Below are 17720 nucleotides of genomic sequence, written 5' to 3'. Positions count from 1 at the left end.
AAGGACGCCCCATGCCAGTGCTCGCCGTATTCGATGCCCAAGGAAGCTGGCGCGACACGCATGTGTGCGACGGCTGGATCACCGAGCACCTGGCCGGGCAGGGCGTGAGTTGGGGGCGTGGCAAGAAGAAGGGGCAGCGCGTGCTGGATAGCGCCGGGCTGTTTTATGTGCCGACCGCCGACGGTTACCTGGGGCTGCTTGTCGAGGCCGGCGAATGGGTGTCGGTGCCGGACGGCAAGCCGCACTTCTTCGATGCGGGCGAGGTTGAGTCTTTCGACGCCTTGCCTGCTTCGTTGCCGCTCTTCGAGGCTTTCGTCGAAGAAGTTCTCTCGCTGACGGGCAACGACGCTGACGAAGAGTAGAGGCGGCGGCGCGGGTGTGGTGCGCTCTTGTTCAGGGCGCGTGCACAGGCCGCCGGGTACTGCCCACCGCGAATGTCCCCCCGGCCTTCCGCCGCCTCCTTTCTTTATTTCGCTGCGGGGAGCGCCCGACGCCCTGTGCACCTGGGCACGCTGCCGGTGCTTGCCGATCAACGGAGGCTCTGAACGATCACGTCGATTGTCGCGGCGCAGATGGACAGCCTCGACAGCGAGCCGAGCCGCGGCTGAACAAGAGGCGGGCTCAGGCCGCCAGGAACGCTTCGATCATCCGCGCCACGCGCTGCGGCTGGTCGTGGTGCAGCATGTGGCCCGCGTCTTCGAGGCGCTCGATGCGGCTGTTGCCGACCGACTTCAGCCGTTCATGGAATTCGTCGAGCGTGAAGCGGTTCTTCCACCAGCCCTGCAGGCTGTCGTCCGCGGCCTCGACCATCAGCAGCGGTGCGGTGATGCGCGCATACAGCGCAAGCGTTTCGTCGACCCGGAAGATGTGGGCGTTGACGATCTTGTGCGCCGCCTCGCCGAGGATCTGCCAGCGCTCACCGCCATCGGGCTGCGCGTGGTGGGCCGCCCAGTGGCTGGCGAGCCACTGGGCCTTGTCGGGCGTGAGGCGCGGGTTGGTCTTCATGAGGCGGCGCGCGACGCCGTCCACGGCCGAGTAGCTGGCCAGCGCCATCTCGCCGCGGTGCAGGCGCTTGAGTTCGTCGATCCACTGGCCGTAGCGCGCGGGCGCTTCCTCGGGCTTGCGCGCGGGCATGCCGAAGCCTTCGAGGTTGACGAGGCGGCGGATGCGCTGGGGCCGCACGCCGGCGTAGTGCATGGCGACGTTGCCGCCCATGCTGTGGCCGACGAGATCGACTTGCCGTGCGTTGTCGCCCTCGCCAGCGTAGTGGTCGAGCAGCCATTCGAGGTCGGCCAGGTAGTCGGCGAGCCAGTAGTTGTCGACGCCGCCACCGTCCGTGAGGCCGAAGCCGCGCCAGTCGGGAGCGATGATGAAGCGCTCCTGCTCCATTGCATCGACCACGAACTGCCACGACGCCGCCACGTCCATCCAGCCGTGCACCAGCACCAGCGGCGGTCGCGCATCGGAGGGCTGGCCCCAGAGGCGCACGTGGTAGCTGAGGTTGCGCACGGGCACGAATTCGCTGCGGGAGGGGCGGAGGACTTGGTACATGGGCGCCGATGATAAAGAGGCCTTTGTGCTGACGCAGTCCGGCGCACGACAGCCGGCCGCCACGGAATGCCCGGGTTTTGGTGCAACGGCCAGCGGGTTGCGGGTCGGGGCGGTAGCATCCCGCGCATGAAAAAGATCCAACTTGGTCAAAGCGACCTGCACGTCACTCCGATCTGCCTCGGCACGATGACCTTCGGCGAACAGGTCGACGAGCCCACCTCCCACGCCATCCTGAGTCGCTCGCTCGAGCGCGGCGTCGACTTCATCGACACCGCCGAGATGTACTCGGTGCCCGCGCGCAAGGAAACCTACAGCGTCACCGAAACCATCATCGGCAACTGGTTCGCCGCCAACCCCGGCGCGCGCCAGAAGCTGGTGGTCGCGACCAAGGTGGCCGGCCCGTCGCGCGGCATGCCCTGGGTGCGCGAAGGCAATGGCATGACGGCGGCCGACATCGAGGCCTCGTGCAACGCCAGCCTGAAGCGGCTGAAGACCGACGTCATCGATCTCTACCAGATCCATTGGCCGGAACGCCACGTACCGATGTTCGGCAACATCTACTACGACCCGGCGAAGGAAACATCGCAGACTCCGATCCAGGAGCAGCTCGAAGCGATGGGCAGGCTGGTGAAGGCGGGCAAGGTGCGCGCCATCGGCCTGTCGAACGAAACGCCCTACGGCGTGCACGAGTTCGTGCGGCTTGCCGAGCAGCACGGGCTGCCGCGCGTGGCGACGGTGCAGAACGTGTACAGCCTCATCAGCCGAGGGCACGAGAACGCGCTGGACGAGACGATGCACCGGCTGGGCGTGTCGCTGCTGGCGTATTCGCCGCTCGCCTTCGGCCTGTTGACGGGCAAGTACGACCAGAGCGGCATCGAGGGGCCCGATGCGCCCAAGGGTGCGCGGATCTCGAGCTATGAATCGGTGCGCAAGCAGCGCTGGGGCCGTCCCGATTCGCTGCGTGCGGCCAGGCGCTACAACCAGCTGGCACGCGACAACGGCCTGACGCCGACCCGACTGGCGCTGGCCTTCTGCTACACGAAGTGGCAGGTGGCGAGCACGATCATTGGCGTGACCTCGTTGGCGCAGCTAGAAGAAGACCTGGACGCGTACGGCACCACGCTGTCGCCCGAGATCCTGGCGGAGATCGACAAGATCCGCTGGGAAATCCGCGACCCGGCGGCGTGAGCAAGAAGACCCACGTGTCCGAAACGCCCGCAACGCAGTTGTTGCGGACGCACAAGGTCGCGTTCACGGAGCATCCCTACGAGTACGTCGAGCACGGCGGTGCGCAGCGCGGCGCCGAGATGCTCGGGCTCGACCCGTTCACCGTCATCAAGACGCTGGTGATGCAGGACCAGGACGCCCGGCCGCTGATCGTGCTGATGCACGGCAACCGCACGGTGTCGACCAAGAACCTCGCGCGGCAGATCGGCGCCAAGTCGGTCGAGCCCTGCAAGCCCGAGGTGGCGCAGCGGCACAGCGGCTACATGGTGGGCGGCACGTCGCCGTTCGGCACGCGGCGCGAGATGCCGGTGTACGTGGAGGCCACCGTTCTCGAACTGCCGAAGATCGTGCTCAACGGCGGGCGCCGGGGCTACCTGATCGGCATCGATCCGCAGGTGTGCGTGGCGCTGCTGGGCGCGAAGCCCGTGCAGTGTGCGCTGGCAGAATAGCCGGCGGCGGTCGTCGCCGGATAGAACAACAACCATCTCCGCGGAGCGCCGCCTTGAGTTTCAACTTGCCTTCCCTCATCGCCATCGTGGCGTCGTACCTGATCGGCTCGCTGTCCTTCGCGGTCATCGTGAGCAAGGCGCTCGGCATGGCCGATCCGCGCAGCTATGGCAGCAAGAACCCCGGCGCCACCAACGTGCTGCGCTCGGGCAACAAAGGCGCGGCGTTGGCCACTCTGCTGCTCGATGCGCTCAAGGGTTGGGTGCCGGTGTTCTTCATCCACCGGTTCGGCGCGCAATGGGGGTTGGGGGAGGATGTCGCCGCCCTGGCCGGCCTGGCTGCGTTCCTCGGCCACCTTTACCCGGTGTTCTTCGGCTTCCAGGGCGGCAAGGGCGTGGCCACCGCGGCGGGCGTGCTGGTGGGCATCGCGCCCTGGCTGGGGCTGGCGACCGGCGCCACGTGGCTGATCGTCGCGGTCTTCTTTCGTTACTCGTCGCTGTCGTCGCTGGCGGCCGCCTTCTTTGCACCGGCTTACTATCTGATTGGCGGCGGCATTGCGTGGCCACTCGACCGCACGGTGCTGGTCGCGATCATCGTCATGAGTCTGCTGCTGATCTGGCGGCACCGCGAAAACATCCGCCGGCTCGCGGCCGGCACGGAGTCGAAACTCGGCTCGAAGAAAAAGGCTTGAAAACACCATGGCTTCCATCACCCGCTTCCACGTCGGTCCCCGCCTTTCCGAGACGGCCGTGCACAACGGCACCGTCTACCTCGCGGGCCAGGTGCCCGACGACACCACCCAGGACATCCGCGGCCAGACCACGCAGGTGCTGGCCATGGTCGACCGCCTGCTGGCCGAGGCCGGCAGCGACAAGTCGCGCATCCTCATGACGCAGATCTTCCTGGCGGACATCACCGACATCACCGCCATGAACGAGGTGTGGGACGCGTGGATTCCGGCCGGCAATACGCCGCCGCGCGCGACCGTGCAGGCCAAGATGGCCAATGCGGCCTACAAGATCGAGATCGTCGTAACGGCCGCGCAGGCCTGACACCGGGGCTTCAATAGCGTTTTTCGAGGACCATCTGGTCCGCGTCGCGCCGCATCGAGAAGCGATTGATGAAGCTGTTGCCCAACAGCACGAAAGGCATGGCCTGCGGTGAGACGATGGCGTCGATGTCGTAGACCTCGACGTCGCCCACGCGCACCGATTGCAGGCGCAGCCGGTAGCCTTGCGCCTGCCCGTTGGCGGTGTTCATCACGACGCGCTGGCCCTTGCTGTAGTCGAGCCCGATGCGCAGGGCATCGTCGGCCGACAGTGCGATCGACGTGGCGCCCGTGTCGAGCATGAAAGTGACGGGCCGGCCGTTGATGGCGCCCTGTGTCATGAAATGCCCGCGGCTGTCTGCCGACAGCACGACGCGGCTGCCCCCACCGCCCGTTCCACCCCCGCCACCGATGCTGACCGGCGTGTCCATGCGCAGGTTGACGCGCTTGCCATCGAGTTCGACCACGGCCTGCTCGGCCTGCAGCGACACCAGTTTCACGCCCTGGTAGCTCTCGCCAACCGCGATGGTCTTGGGCGGGTTGCCGTTCACGATCAGGATGGCGCGGCTGCCGATGCTGCCGGTCAGGGTCACCGAGCCGGCGGCGTGCGCCACGGCAGCGGCAGCCAGCAGCTGCGCTGCGACGATGAGCGCTTTCATGCGGCCGGGCTCAGTCGCGGAAATTGTTGAACGTGAGCGGCATGTCCGGCACGTCCTTCTTGATGAGCGCCATGGCGGCCTGGAGATCGTCGCGCTTGGCGCCGGTGATGCGCACCGCGTCGCCCTGGATCGCGGCCTGCACCTTGAGCTTGCTGTCCTTGACGATGCGGGTGATCTTCTTGGCCTGCTCGCTCTCGATGCCGCTCTTGATCTTGATGACCTGCTTGACCTTGTCGCCGCCCATCTTCTGGACGTCGCCCTTGTCGAGGAAGCGCACGTCGACGCTGCGCTTGGTGAGCTTGCTGCGCAGGATGTCTTCCACCTGCACGAGCTGGAACTCGGCGTCGCCGATCATGGTGATTTCCTTGTCCTTGAGCTCGACGGCAGCGGCCGTGCCCTTGAAATCGAAGCGCGTTGCGATCTCCTTGGCGGTGTTCTCGACCGCGTTCTTCACTTCGGGCAGGTTGGGCTCGCAGACGGTATCGAAGGACGGCATGGACTCTCTCCTGAATTCACTTGGGCTGGATGCGACAATTCTCCCATGATCGTGGAGTCCAACGTCCCGCTGCAGCCCTACAACAGCTTCGGCATCGTCGCGCGTGCGCTGCATCTTGTGCGCATCGCCAGCGAAGCCGACCTGGTCGCGCTGCACGCCGACGCGGCATGGCGCGATGCGCCCCGTTTCGTGCTGGGCGGCGGCAGCAACATCGTGCTCACGGGCGACGTCAAGCCGCTGGTGCTGAAGATCGAGATCAAGGGCCTGCGGCTGGTGGAAGAAACCCCGCGCGCCTGGATCGTCGAGGCCGGTGCCGGCGAGAACTGGCACGACGCCGTCGAATGGATGGTGCGCAGCGGCTACCCGGGGCTCGAAAACCTGGCGCTGATTCCGGGCACGGTGGGCGGCTCGCCGGTGCAGAACATCGGCGCCTACGGGGTCGAACTGCAGGACCGCTTCGAGTCGCTCGACGCCTACGACCTGGAAACCGGCCGCAGCTTCACGCTCGATGCCGCGCAGTGCGCCTTCGGCTACCGCGATTCGGTGTTCAAGCACGTGCGCAGCGGCCCGAACGACTTCGGGCTGGCGGGCCGGGCGGTGATCACCCGGGTGCGATTCCGTTTGCCCAAGCCGTGGAAGGCCGTAGTCGGCTACCTCGACCTGGAGCGCAAGATGGAAGAAACCGGCAACTTCACGCCGGACGCCCAGGACATCTTCGACTGGATCTGCGCCATCCGCCGCGCCAAGCTGCCCGACTGGCGCGTGCTGGGCAACGCCGGCAGCTTCTTCAAGAACCCGACGGTCACACCCGAGCAGTGCGCTGACATCATTGCGCGTGACCCGAAGATCGTGCACTACCCGATGGCCGACGGCAGCATCAAGCTTGCGGCCGGCTGGCTCATCGACGCCTGCGGCTGGAAAGGCAAGTCGGTGGGCAATGCCGGCGTGTACGAGCGGCAGGCGCTGGTGCTGGTCAACCGCGGCGGCCGCGAGAACCCGGTGACGGGCGGCGAGGTGATGACCCTGGCCAAGGCCATTCAGACCAGCGTGTACGAGCGCTTCGGCATCCGGCTGGAGCCGGAACCGGTGGTTGTCTGACGGCATGGATCTCGACTTCCTGCACCTGAACTTCCGCCGCCGCATCGGCGCCCTCGTGTGGGCCCGGCGGGCGGTGCCGCTCGTCGCGCTGGCCGCCGTGTTCCTGGGTTCGCGCCGCTGGGGTTCGGTGGTGGCCGTGATCGTGGTGGCGCTGCTGTTCTCGGCGGTGCTCAAGTTCCTCGAAACCAGCCTGCGCCGCCAGTTCATCCGCGAGGCCCGGCTGCCGCCGTTCCTCATCGGCAAGCTGCGCGAGGCGCATCCGCAACTGAGCCGGCGCGACGCCGAACTGGTGCTGCGCGGCCTGCGCCAATTCTTCATGTCGCACCTGCGCAGCGACCGCAAGTTCGTCGCCATGCCTTCGAAGGTGGTCGACACGGCGTGGCACGAGTTCATCCTGCACACGCAGGGCTACCAGAGCTGGTGCAAGGCGGCCTTCGGCGCCATGCTGCACCACAGCCCGGCCGAGGTGCTGGGCAAGGACGCGCGGCGCAACGACGGCCTGCGCCGCACCTGGTACTGGGCCTGCAAGGAGGAGAGCATCGATCCGCGCAAGCCGGCGCGGCTGCCGCTGCTGTTTGCGCTGGACATCAAGTTCGCCATTGCGGGCGGCTTCCACTACGTGCCCGATTGCCGGGCGGTCGAGCGGCATATCGGCTCCGATGCCCAGTGCGGTACCAGCTTCGGCGAATCGTCATCGTCGGATGGCGGCAGTGCGGGCGATGCGGGCGGGTTCGGCGGCAGCGAATCGAGCAGCAGTGGCGGGGATGGCGGCTCCGGCGATGGCGGGGGCTCGTCCGACGGCGGGGGCGGGTGTGGCGGCGGCTGCGGCGGAGGCGGCGGGGACTGACACCCGCGCACCAGGAAAACGGGCCCCGAGGGGCCCGTCGTCGTTTCTGCCTCCGAGGAGACAGGGCGCTGCGATCAGCTCGCGTCGCCGTCGTTGGCCAGCTTCGGCAGCGAAGCACCTTCGCTCGACGACAGCAGGCCGACCTGCGTGTAGATCGCGAGCTTCTCGCGCGTATCGACGATGTCGAGGTTGCGCATCGTGAGCTGGCCGATGCGGTCCAGCGGCGTGAATGCGCCCTCGACCTTTTCCATGCTCAGGCGCTCGGGCTTGTACGTGAGGTTGGCCGACTCGGTGTTCATGATCGAGTAGTCGTTGCCGCGGCGCAGCTCGACCGTCACTTCGCCGGTGATGGCGCGTGCCACCCAGCGCTGCGCCGTCTCGCGCAGCATGATGGCTTGCGGGTCGAACCAGCGGCCCTGGTAGAGCAGGCGGCCGAGCTTGCGTCCGTTGTCGCGGTACTGCTCGATGGTGTCTTCGTTGTGGATGCCGGTGACGAGGCGCTCGTAGGCGATGAACAGCAGCGCGAGGCCGGGAGCCTCGTAGATGCCGCGGCTCTTGGCCTCGATGATGCGGTTCTCGATCTGGTCGCTCATGCCCAGGCCGTGGCGGCCGCCGATGCGGTTGGCTTCGAGGATCAGGTCGACCAGGTTCGAGTAGCGCACGCCGTTCAGCGCGACGGGCACGCCTTCCTCGAAGCGCACCGAGACGGTCTCGCGCTTGACTTCGACTTCGTCCTTCCAGAAGGCCACGCCCATGATGGGCTGCACGATCTGGATGCCGCTGTTCAAGTGCTCGAGGTCTTTGGCCTCGTGCGTGGCGCCGAGCATGTTCGAATCGGTCGAGTAGGCCTTCTCGGCCGACATCTTGTAGGCGAAGCCGGCCTTCTGCATGAACGCCGACATCTCGGCGCGGCCGCCCAGCTCGTCGATGAAGACCTGGTCGAGCCAGGGCTTGTAGATCTTCAGGTTGGGGTTGGTGAGCAGGCCGTAGCGGTAGAAGCGCTCGATGTCGTTGCCCTTGTAGGTGCTGCCGTCGCCCCAGATGTGGACGTCGTCTTCCTTCATGGCCGACACCAGCATCGTGCCGGTGACGGCACGGCCCAGCGGCGTGGTGTTGAAGTAGGTGACGCCGGCGGTGGTCACGTGGAAGGCGCCGGCCTGCAGCGCGGCGATGCCTTCGTTGGCCAGTTGCACGCGGCAGTCGATCAGGCGGGCGTTCTCGGCGCCGTAGAGCATCGCCTTGCGCGGGATCTCGTCGTAGTCGGGCTCGTCGGGCTGGCCGAGGTTGGCGGTGTAGGCGTAGGGGATCGCGCCCTTGTTGCGCATCCAGTGGAGCGCCGCGCTGGTGTCCAGGCCGCCCGAGAAGGCGATGCCGACCTTCTGGCCGGCGGGTACGTTTTGGAGGATGGTCGACATGTCAGGAGGTCCGGTTTCAGCCGAAGTGGCAGATGTAGCTGTAGGGCTCGCCGGCCACGCGAATCTGGAAGCTCGAATTGCCCGGCACGTTGAATTTCTGGCCCGGACCCGAGGCGATCCATTCGGTGCTGCCCGCGAGCTGGTATTCGCAGCTGCCGCCGGTGCCTTCCATGATTTCAGGCGCGCCGGTGTTGAAGGTGAGGGTGGACGGCAGGATCACGCCGACCGATTTCTTCGTGCCGTCCACCAGCGTGAGGCTGTGGCTCACGCATTTGCCATCGAAGTACACATTGGCCTTGGTGGCCACTGCGGCGCTGTTGAGAGTGTCGGTAGTCGTCGTCATTGGGTAGCGCCGGCGCTGGGGAGCGGACGGCAAATCGAGGACGCACCGCACCGGCGGCGCACCCGTCAAGGGTTGGAAAAGTCCTCGATTTTAGGGGCTCAGGCGGCTTGGGCCGTCGGCCAGCGGCTCAACGGTGCCAGCCGCGGTATCCGCCACCCCAGCCGCGGTAGTAGCCACCGCCCCAGCCGCGCGAATAGCCGAGGTTCAGCGAGATGCCGACCGGCGGATAGACGTAGGGATAGGCATAGGGGTACGGGTAGGCTGGCTGCACGTAGACGGGAGCGGCATACACCGGCGCCGGTTGGTAGACCGGCGCGGGAGCGTCGGAGACCACCACGCCCGGCTCGGGCACCACGCTGTCCCATGGCGAGCCGCCATACTGCGGATAACCGTTGCCGTTGTCGGCTTCGACCGGATAAGGCTGCAGCTGCGGCTGCGGCGCCACCGGTGAGGTCGTCACGCCGTAGGCGTTGGCCTGGATCGAAATGGTCGCGCCGGGCCGACTGTTCATGCGGGTGGTGTACTGGCGGCCGTTGTATTCATAGGTGACGTTGTAGTTGACGTCGCTGCCGGTCGTTTCGCGGATCGGCGTGGCGGAGATCACGCGGGCCTGGACCACCTGGTTCTGCTGGGCGTGCACGAGCCCGGTGCCGGCGGCCAACGCTGCGGCCGCGGAAATCCCGGCGAGGGTGCGAAAAACATGCGTATTCATGGTGTGTTTCTCCTGCAGATCGGGATTGGAGGCCGGGCAGCAGGCCGGGTTCCGGCGTTTACACGACGTTGACAGCCCAGGCATCGGCGTCGAACCCTGTCGTAACGGGTTTTTTCGCCCCCCAGTTGACCACCGGCCGCTTGATCAGGCTGGGGTTGGCCAGCAGCACGGCGCGGGCCGAGCCGGCATCGACCACGCCCTCGCGGGTGGCGTCGTCCAGCTTGCGCCAGGTGGTGCCCTTGCGGTTGATCAGGGCCTCCCATCCGGGTTTTTTCAGCCACTGGTCGAGCTCGGCCTCGGGCACGCCCTGTTTCTTGAAATCGTGGAAGGTGTAGGCCACGCCATGTTCATCGAGCCAGGCGCGGGCGCGCTTGACGGTGTCGCAGTTCGGAATGCCGTATAGGGTTGTCATGCCCGCGATGATGCCCCGGGCGGCCAGTCGGCGACAATGCCGGCCTCCATGGAAACCCTTAACGACTGGCTCGCGCGCGCCGAGCAACTCCATCCCAAGAACATCGAACTCGGGCTCGAGCGCGCCAAGGAAATGGCGCAGCGCCTCGGCCTGCGCTTCAACTGCCCCGTCATCACGGTGGCGGGCACGAACGGCAAGGGCTCGACCTGCGCCATGCTCGAATCGATCCTCACGCACGCGGGCTATCGCACGGCGGTGTTCACCTCGCCGCACCTCGTGCGCTTCGAAGAGCGCCTGCGGCTCAAGGGCGAAGCCGTCGATGCTTCCAAACTGATAGCGAGCTTCGAAGTGGTGGAGAAGGCGCGGGGCGACATGCCCCTGACCTACTTCGAGTTCACCACGCTCGGCATCCTGCATTGCATGACCGAGGAAAAGCCAGATGTGGCGATCCTCGAAGTCGGCTTGGGTGGGCGGCTCGACGCGGTCAACATCATCGACGCCGACTGCGCGGTCATTACCAGCATCGACCTCGACCACATGGAATACCTCGGGCCCGACCGCGAAAGCATCGGCTTCGAGAAGGCCGGCATCATGCGGCCGGGCAAGCCCGCCATCGTGAGCGACCCGATGCCGCCGCAGAGCGTGATCGACCATGCGAACGCGATCGGCGCCGACCTCTGGCGCTTTGGGACCGACTTCAACGTGTCGGGCGACAAGCAGCAGTGGGGCTGGTCGGGCCGTGGCCGGCGCTACAGCGGGCTGGCCTACCCGGCGCTGCGCGGGGCCAACCAGCTCATCAACGCGGCCGGCGTGCTCGCGGCGCTCGACGCCTTGCGGCCGCAGTTGCCGATCACCGCGCAGGCCGTGCGCAACGGGCTCGCGATGGTCGAGTTGCCGGGCCGTTTCCAGATCGTGCCGGGCGAACCGGCGCTGGTGCTCGACGTGGCGCACAACGCCCATGCCGTGGCCGCGCTGGCCGAGAACCTCGATGCGATGGGCTTCTACCCCACCACGCACGGCGTATTCGGCGTGATGGCCGACAAGGACCTCGCACCGATCCTCGCGCGCATCGGGCCGCTGATCGACCGCTGGTACTTCACCGACCTGCCCACGCCGCGCGCCGCCAAGGCCGCCGACCTGCTGGCCAGCTGGCAGGCGCAGAACACGCGAACCGACGCCTCGGGCAGCGTGTACGCGGCCCCGATGGAAGCATTGCGCGCAGCCATCGGGCAGGCGGGGCCCGCTGATAGAATCGTGGTCTTCGGATCGTTCTTCACCGTGGGTGGCGTGCTCGAAAACGGCACCCCCCGGCTGCAAGCCAAACACCTGCTGCCAGGCGGCTGATCGTCGGGCTGTCCACACCATCTGGCACCACCTCGCTGCACTCCTTCAGGGATCGAACTTCATGGCGTTTTTCAAGTTCCGCACGCGCGGCCCGCAAGGCAACGAAGGACGCAGCGCCCCTGCCGCCGTCCCCGCGGAAAGTGTCGAAACCATGCGTCGGCGTGCACGCCACCGGCTGCTCGGCGCAGCGGTGCTGGTGCTGCTCGGCGTGATCGGCTTTCCGCTGCTGTTCGATACACAGCCGCGCCCCGTGTCGGTCGACATTCCCATCGAGATTCCCGACCGCAACAAGGTCAAGCCGTTGCCCGTGCCCGCCGCGCCGGCGCCCACCACGAGCACCGCGCCGGCAGCGCCAGACAGCGGCAGCAGTTCGCGCGTGGCCTCGGCATCGTCCGGCGGCATGATCACCGAGACCGCCGACGGCACGGTGATCGAATCCGGCAGGCCCGTGCCCAGCACGCCACCCGTCGCGGCCGCCGAGCCCAAGCCCGATCCCAAACCGGAGCCCAAGCCCAAGCCGGAGGCCAAACCCGAACACAAGCCGGAACCCAAACCCGAGCCCAAGCCGAAGCCCGAACCCAAGCCAGAAGCGAAGCCCAAGCCGGCCGACTCGGGCGATGCTGCCCGTGCCCGCGCGCTGCTCGAAGGCAAGCCGGTCGCGACGGCTGCCGCGCCGAAGCCCGCCGCCGATGAAGGCGGCCGCTTCGTGGTGCAGGTCGGCGCTTTCGCCGATGCCGACAAGGCGCGCGAAGTGCGCCAGAAGCTCGAGAAGGCCGGCCTCAAGACTTACGTGCACGTGGCCAAGACGGCCGACGGCGAGCAGCGCACGCGTGTGCGTGTGGGCCCCTTCGGTTCGCGTGCCGAGGCCGACCGCGCGGCGGAAAAGGTCAAGGGCTTGTCTTTGGCGGCTGCGATCCTCACGTTGTAAGAGCCGTCGCCTGCTGTTGCCGTGGCCTTGCTCGACTGGATCGCCGTCGCGCTCATCGGGGTGTCGATGCTGTTCGGCCTGATGCGCGGGCTGGTGTTCGAAGTGATTTCGCTGATCGGCTGGGTGGCGGCTTTCATCGCCGCCCAGTGGCTGGCTTCCGGCGTGGCGGCATGGCTGCCGTTCGGCGATCCGCAGGGGGCTTGGCGCTATCCGCTGGCCTTCGTGCTGGTCTTCGTGGCGGTGGTGTTCGGCGTCGGCCTGGTGGCGGCGCTCACGCGCAAGTTGATCACGGTCGTGGGCCTGCGGCCGGTGGACCGGATTCTGGGAGCAGCGTTCGGTGCGGCGCGGGGCGCGGTGGCCCTGCTCGTGCTGGCCGTCGTTGTTCATTTGCTGGTGTTGAGCGACAGTGCCTGGTGGCACGAATCGCGCAGCGCCATTGTTCTCGATGCGGCATTGCAGGGCCTGAAACCCGCGCTGCCTGAAAAGTTGGCAAGCTACCTGCCCTGAGAGGAATCGTTCATGTGTGGAATCGTCGGCGTTGTCAGCAACGCACCCGTCAATCAGCTGCTCTATGACGCGATGCTGCTGTTGCAGCACCGTGGCCAGGATGCGGCCGGCATCGTGACCTTGCTGGAACGCAAGTTCTTCATGCACAAGGCCAAGGGCATGGTCCGCGACGTGTTCCGCACGCGCAACATGCGCGCGCTGCCGGGCAGCGTGGGCCTGGGCCAGGTCCGCTACCCGACCGCCGGCAATGCCTACAGCGAGGAAGAGGCGCAGCCCTTCTACGTGAACGCGCCCTTCGGCATCGTGCTGGTGCACAACGGCAACCTGACCAACGCGCATGCGCTGCGCGCGGAGCTGTTTTCCACCGACCATCGCCACACCAACACCGAGAGCGATTCCGAAGTGCTGCTCAACGTGCTGGCACACGAACTCGAACGCTCGTCGCGCGGCGTGCCGCTGCACCCGGCCGAAGTGTTCGCCGCGGTCAAGAACATGCACAAGCGCCTGCGCGGCTCGTACGCCGTGGTGTCGCTCATTGCCGGCCACGGCCTGCTCGCCTTCCGCGATCCCTACGGCATCCGCCCGCTGTGCATGGGCCGCAGCGCCGACGGCGCCGTGATGGTGGCCAGTGAATCGGTCGCGCTCGAAGGCTCGGGCCATGTGTTCGAGCGTGACATCGCCCCGGGCGAAGCCGTGTTCATCGACCTCGAAGGCAAGGTGCACTCGATGCAGTGCGCCGAGTCGCCTACGCTGAACCCCTGCATCTTCGAATTCGTGTACCTTGCGCGCCCGGACTCGGTGCTCGACGGGATCTCGGTCTACCAGGCGCGCCTGAACCTCGGCGAAACGCTGGCCAAGCGCGTGGTCTCGACCGTGCCGCCGAACCAGATCGACGTGATCATCCCGATCCCCGAGTCGAGCCGCCCGAGCGCCACGCAGCTCGCGCACCTGCTGGGCGTGCCGTACCGCGAAGGCTTCGTGAAGAACCGCTACGTGGGCCGCACCTTCATCATGCCGGGGCAGGGCGTGCGCAAGAAGTCGGTGCGTCAGAAGCTCAACGTGATCGCCAGCGAATTCAAGGGCCGCAATGTGCTGCTGGTCGACGACTCGATCGTGCGCGGCACCACCAGCCAGGAAATCGTGCAGATGGCGCGTGACGCCGGCGCGCGCAAGGTCTACCTGGCCAGCGCCGCGCCGCCGGTGCGCTACCCCAACGTCTACGGCATCGACATGCCGACCAAGGGCGAACTGGTGGCGCATGACCGCACGGTCGAGCAGATCCGCGAACTGATCGGCTGCGACGCGCTGATCTACCAGGACGTCGATGCCATGAAGCGCGCGATCGGCTCGCTCAACCCCAAGCTCGACGGCTTCGACGCCTCGTGCTTCGACGGCGTGTACGTGACCGGCGACATCGATACCGAGGCCATCTCGCGCATGAACGGCAACCGTCCCCGCGTTGAAGAGACCGAAGAGGATTCTTCGCGCCTCGCGCTTCCCAATCACAGCGAGTGAGAGCAGACGAAGTGACCGACGAAGAACGAACACTGCCGCCCGGGTTGCATCCGGAGACGCTCGCGCTGCGCACCGGGCTCGCGCCGAGCCAGTACGGCGAGCATTCCGACGCGCTTTTCCTGACCAGCGGCTTCGTGCAGCCCGATGCCGAAACCTCGATGCGGCGTTTCGCTGGCACCGAGCCGGGCTTCACCTACTCGCGCACCTCGAATCCGACCGTGACCAGTTTCGAGCAGCGTATCGCGGCGCTCGAAGGTACGGAAGCGGCGATCGGCGCTTCGACCGGCATGGGCGCGATCCTCATGATGTGCATGGGCCTGCTGAAGGCAGGCGACCATGTGGTCTGCTCGCGCTCGGTGTTCGGCTCCACGCTGAACCTGTTCGGCAAGGAGTTCGCCAAGTTCGGCGTCGAGACCACCTTCGTGTCGCAGACCGACGTGGCCGAATGGCGCGCAGCCGTGAAGCCCAATACCAAGCTGCTGTTTGCCGAGACGCCGACCAACCCGCTGACCGAGGTCTGCGACATCCGCGCGCTGGCCGATGTGGCGCATGCGGCGGGCGCGCTGCTGGCGGTCGACAACTGCTTCTGCACGCCGATCCTGCAGCGTCCGGCGGCGCTGGGCGCCGACCTCGTCATCCACTCGGGCACCAAGCACCTCGACGGCCAGGGCCGCGTGATGGCGGGCGCGATCTGCGGTCCCTCGAAGCTCATCGTCGACGTGTTCGGGCCCATCGTGCGCACCGCCGGCATGGCGCTGGCGCCGTTCAACGCGTGGGTCGTGCTCAAGGGCATCGAGACGCTGGGCATCCGCATGAAGGCGCATTGCGCGAACGCGATGGACATTGCTCAATGGCTCGAGAAGCAGCCGGGCATCGCACGCGTCTACTACCCTGGGCTCGCCTCGCATGCGCAGCACGAACTGGCGATGCAGCAGCAGTCGGGGCAGGGCGGCGCGGTGGTGTCGTTCGACGTGGTCGGCGACTCGCCCGAGACGGCGCGCGCCAATGCCTTCCATGTCATGAACAGCACGCGCGTGGTGAGCCTTGCCACCAACCTCGGCGACGTGAAGACCATCATCACGCACCCCGGCACCACTTCGCATGGCCGCCTCACCGAGGCGCAGCGCCAGGCGGCTGGCATCGGCCAGGGGTTGATCCGCCTCGCGGTCGGCCTCGAGCACGCCGATGACATCAAGGCCGACATTGCGCGCGGTCTGAGCACCCTGAATCCACGATAACGAAATGACCGGCAAAGTACGCACCCGCATCGCACCATCCCCCACGGGATTCCTTCATCTGGGCACGGCACGCACGGCCCTCTACTCGTGGGCCTATGCGCGCCACCATGGCGGCGAGTTCGTGCTGCGCATCGAGGACACCGACGTGGCTCGCTCCACGCAGGACTCGACCGACCAGATCCTCGCGTCGATGCATTGGCTTGGCCTCGACTACGACGAAGGCCCGATCTACCAGATGCAGCGCCTCGAGCGCTACCGCGAAGTCGTCGCGCAGATGCTCGCGGCCGGCACCGCCTACCACTGCTATTGCACGCCCGCGGAGCTCGAGGAGATGCGCGAGGCGCAACGTGCACGCGGCGAGAAGACCTTGTACGACCGCCGCTGGCGCCCCGAGCCAGGCAAGGTGCTGCCGCCCGTGCCCGAAGGCGTGCCGCCTGTGGTGCGCTTCTGCAACCCGCCCGAAGGCGACGTCACGTGGAACGACCTCGTGAAGGGCGAGATCACGATCAACAACCGCGAGATCGACGACCTCATCATCCTGCGGCCCGACGGTGTGCCGACGTACAACTTCGCGGTCGTTGTCGACGACTGGGACATGAACATCACGCACGTGTTCCGCGGTGACGAGCACATCAACAACACGCCGTGGCAGATCAACATCTTCCGCGCGCTTGGTGCGCCGCTGCCCCAGTTCGGCCATGTGCCCGTGATCCTGGGCGACGACGGACAGAAGCTCTCGAAGCGCCGCGGCGCGGTGAGCGTCACGGCCTACGAAGAGAACGGCTACCTGCCCGAGGCCATGCTCAACTACCTCGCGCGCCTCGGCTGGAGCCACGGCGACGATGAACTCTTCACGCGCGAGCAGATGGTGAGCTGGTTCGACGGCTCGCACTTGTCGAAGAGCCCCGCGCAGTGGGACGCGGCAAAGCTTGCCTGGGTGAATGCGCAGTACATCAAGGCGAAGAGCGGCGACGAGCTCTCCCCGCTTGTTGCAGCACAGTTGCAAAAGCGCGGCATCGTCGCCGATGAACGTTTGCCTGCGATCTGCGCGCTGTTCAAGGACCGTTGCGACACCACGGTGGCGCTGGCGGGGTGGGCTGCCGCGTTCTATGCGGACATCGACGTGACCGAAGCCGATCGCGCGCAGCACATCACCGATGCAGTGAAGCCCGCGATTGCAACACTCGTTGAAAAATTGATGGGCGTGACCTGGGATAAGGCCTCAATCGCAGTTACCATCAAGGAAGTTCTCGCCGCACATGCATTGAAAATGCCGGTGTTGGCGATGCCAGTACGAGTGCTTGTGATGGGAACATCGCAGACACCGTCCCTCGATTCAGTGCTCGAAATTTTTTCCCGCGAAAAAGTTATCGAGCGATTGAAAAAGGCCTGAAAAATCGGGCTATAATTCGAGGCTCGACACCCACATGGGGGTATAGCTCAGCTGGGAGAGCGCTTGCATGGCATGCAAGAGGTCATCGGTTCGATCCCGTTTACCTCCACCATCAAAGTGTCGAGAAGGTTAGAGATGCTGATCGCAGCACGTCCAAGGTTTTGACCCTATCGTCTAGAGGCCTAGGACACCACCCTTTCACGGTGGCTACCGGGGTTCGAATCCCCGTAGGGTCGCCAGTTTCGCGCAAGTGAAGCAGGCACAAGTCGTCAGCACTTGGCTCCGCAAGGAGTGAACGTTGTCTACCAGGAGTGGTAGTTCAGTTGGTTAGAATACCGGCCTGTCACGCCGGGGGTCGCGGGTTCGAGTCCCGTCCACTCCGCCAAGCTCAGAAGCCCTTGCGAGTCAATGACTTGCAAGGGCTTTTTCTTTGGTGGCGGCCGCAAGCCGCAAGCCGCAAGCCGCAAGCCGCAAGCCGCAAGCCGCAAGCCGCAAGCCGCAAGCCGCAAGCCGCAAGCCGCAAGCCGCAAGCCGCAAGCC

General features: G+C 66.4%; 20 protein-coding genes and 3 tRNA genes. 16 read left to right on the top strand and 7 right to left on the bottom strand.

Features of this window, described 5'->3' with window-relative positions:
* The first annotated feature begins 11 nt into the window (after positions 1 to 11).
* A complete protein-coding gene (locus PMI12_RS18525; RefSeq protein WP_007835545.1) occupies positions 12 to 362 on the top strand; it encodes a hypothetical protein in 351 nt (116 codons plus the stop codon).
* A gap of 259 nt (positions 363 to 621) precedes the next feature.
* Here PMI12_RS18525 and PMI12_RS18520 read toward each other — a convergent pair whose 3' ends face one another.
* Positions 622 to 1551 (bottom strand): alpha/beta fold hydrolase, encoded by a 930-nt coding sequence (locus tag PMI12_RS18520; RefSeq protein ID WP_007835540.1) that lies wholly within the window; start codon positions 1549 to 1551, stop codon positions 622 to 624.
* Between the two features lie 126 nt (positions 1552 to 1677).
* On the opposite strand from PMI12_RS18520, the gene PMI12_RS18515 reads away from it, so the two are divergent.
* From PMI12_RS18515 to PMI12_RS18500, 4 genes are read left to right on the top strand one after another with little or no spacing between them, the layout of a single operon-like run.
* Positions 1678 to 2739, top strand: coding sequence for an aldo/keto reductase (locus PMI12_RS18515; RefSeq protein WP_007835538.1), 1062 nt, complete (start codon positions 1678 to 1680; stop codon positions 2737 to 2739).
* The gene (locus PMI12_RS18510) at positions 2736 to 3227 is read left to right on the top strand and encodes an aminoacyl-tRNA deacylase (protein ID WP_007835536.1); all 492 of its coding nucleotides are present in this window, start codon (positions 2736 to 2738) and stop codon (positions 3225 to 3227) included. The genes PMI12_RS18515 and PMI12_RS18510 overlap by 4 nt, the downstream gene beginning before the upstream one ends.
* Before the next feature lie 53 nt (positions 3228 to 3280).
* Positions 3281 to 3916, top strand: coding sequence for a glycerol-3-phosphate 1-O-acyltransferase PlsY (plsY, locus tag PMI12_RS18505; protein WP_007835533.1), 636 nt, complete (start codon positions 3281 to 3283; stop codon positions 3914 to 3916).
* 7 nt (positions 3917 to 3923) lie between these two features.
* Positions 3924 to 4277 (top strand): RidA family protein, encoded by a 354-nt coding sequence (locus tag PMI12_RS18500; protein ID WP_007835532.1) that lies wholly within the window; start codon positions 3924 to 3926, stop codon positions 4275 to 4277.
* 10 nt (positions 4278 to 4287) lie between these two features.
* Here the strand turns inward: PMI12_RS18500 and PMI12_RS18495 are convergent, their stop codons facing one another.
* Complete coding sequence (locus PMI12_RS18495; RefSeq protein ID WP_007835531.1) at positions 4288 to 4932, bottom strand: retropepsin-like aspartic protease family protein; 645 nt, start codon at positions 4930 to 4932, stop codon at positions 4288 to 4290.
* 10 nt (positions 4933 to 4942) lie between these two features.
* Entirely contained in the window at positions 4943 to 5428 is a 486-nt protein-coding gene (locus tag PMI12_RS18490) for a YajQ family cyclic di-GMP-binding protein (RefSeq protein WP_007835529.1), read from the bottom strand.
* A gap of 45 nt (positions 5429 to 5473) precedes the next feature.
* On the opposite strand from PMI12_RS18490, the gene murB reads away from it, so the two are divergent.
* Both murB and PMI12_RS29105 read left to right on the top strand, forming a co-directional pair.
* A complete protein-coding gene (gene murB, locus PMI12_RS18485; RefSeq protein ID WP_007835527.1) occupies positions 5474 to 6526 on the top strand; it encodes a UDP-N-acetylmuramate dehydrogenase in 1053 nt (350 codons plus the stop codon).
* 4 nt (positions 6527 to 6530) lie between these two features.
* Entirely contained in the window at positions 6531 to 7373 is an 843-nt protein-coding gene (locus PMI12_RS29105) for a glycine-rich domain-containing protein (protein ID WP_007835525.1), read from the top strand.
* Positions 7374 to 7447: 74 nt separating this feature from the next.
* Here the strand turns inward: PMI12_RS29105 and argG are convergent, their stop codons facing one another.
* From argG to PMI12_RS18460, 4 genes are all read right to left on the bottom strand, one after another.
* Positions 7448 to 8788 (bottom strand): argininosuccinate synthase, encoded by a 1341-nt coding sequence (argG, locus tag PMI12_RS18475; RefSeq protein ID WP_007835524.1) that lies wholly within the window; start codon positions 8786 to 8788, stop codon positions 7448 to 7450.
* 16 nt (positions 8789 to 8804) lie between these two features.
* On the bottom strand, positions 8805 to 9131 hold the full coding sequence (ppnP, locus tag PMI12_RS18470) for a pyrimidine/purine nucleoside phosphorylase (protein WP_007835522.1): 327 nt from the start codon (positions 9129 to 9131) through the stop codon (positions 8805 to 8807).
* Between the two features lie 127 nt (positions 9132 to 9258).
* The gene (locus PMI12_RS18465; protein ID WP_007835521.1) at positions 9259 to 9843 is read right to left on the bottom strand and encodes a hypothetical protein; all 585 of its coding nucleotides are present in this window, start codon (positions 9841 to 9843) and stop codon (positions 9259 to 9261) included.
* A 58-nt stretch (positions 9844 to 9901) separates the two neighbouring features.
* Complete coding sequence (locus PMI12_RS18460; RefSeq protein ID WP_007835518.1) at positions 9902 to 10255, bottom strand: ArsC family reductase; 354 nt, start codon at positions 10253 to 10255, stop codon at positions 9902 to 9904.
* A 36-nt stretch (positions 10256 to 10291) separates the two neighbouring features.
* Here PMI12_RS18460 and folC point away from each other — a divergent pair, with 36 nt between their 5' ends.
* From folC to PMI12_RS18415, 9 genes are all read left to right on the top strand, one after another.
* Positions 10292 to 11599 (top strand): bifunctional tetrahydrofolate synthase/dihydrofolate synthase, encoded by a 1308-nt coding sequence (gene folC, locus PMI12_RS18455; protein WP_007835517.1) that lies wholly within the window; start codon positions 10292 to 10294, stop codon positions 11597 to 11599.
* A 61-nt stretch (positions 11600 to 11660) separates the two neighbouring features.
* Positions 11661 to 12527 (top strand): SPOR domain-containing protein, encoded by an 867-nt coding sequence (locus tag PMI12_RS18450; RefSeq protein WP_007835515.1) that lies wholly within the window; start codon positions 11661 to 11663, stop codon positions 12525 to 12527.
* Between the two features lie 21 nt (positions 12528 to 12548).
* Positions 12549 to 13034: a CvpA family protein gene (locus tag PMI12_RS18445; RefSeq protein ID WP_007835514.1), complete on the top strand. Its 486-nt coding sequence runs from the start codon at positions 12549 to 12551 to the stop codon at positions 13032 to 13034.
* A 12-nt stretch (positions 13035 to 13046) separates the two neighbouring features.
* Positions 13047 to 14549 carry an amidophosphoribosyltransferase gene (purF, locus tag PMI12_RS18440; RefSeq protein WP_007835511.1) on the top strand — a complete coding sequence of 501 codons (1503 nt, stop codon included), beginning with the start codon at positions 13047 to 13049 and terminating at the stop codon, positions 14547 to 14549.
* Between the two features lie 11 nt (positions 14550 to 14560).
* Positions 14561 to 15787, top strand: a complete 1227-nt coding sequence (locus tag PMI12_RS18435) for an O-succinylhomoserine sulfhydrylase (RefSeq protein WP_007835509.1) — start codon at positions 14561 to 14563, stop codon at positions 15785 to 15787.
* 4 nt (positions 15788 to 15791) lie between these two features.
* Entirely contained in the window at positions 15792 to 17180 is a 1389-nt protein-coding gene (gene gltX / locus PMI12_RS18430) for a glutamate--tRNA ligase (RefSeq protein ID WP_007835507.1), read from the top strand.
* A gap of 36 nt (positions 17181 to 17216) precedes the next feature.
* Positions 17217 to 17292, top strand: a tRNA-Ala gene (locus tag PMI12_RS18425).
* Positions 17293 to 17343: 51 nt separating this feature from the next.
* Positions 17344 to 17419, top strand: a tRNA-Glu gene (locus PMI12_RS18420).
* 69 nt (positions 17420 to 17488) lie between these two features.
* A tRNA-Asp gene (locus tag PMI12_RS18415) sits at positions 17489 to 17565 on the top strand.
* Positions 17566 to 17720: the final 155 nt, after the last annotated feature.

The sequence above is a fragment of the Variovorax sp. CF313 genome, from assembly GCF_000282635.1.
GTDB lineage: Bacteria > Pseudomonadota > Gammaproteobacteria > Burkholderiales > Burkholderiaceae_C > Variovorax.
The sequence above is the reverse complement of the archived record's forward strand: the minus strand, read 5'-3'. Positions and strand labels throughout refer to the sequence as shown.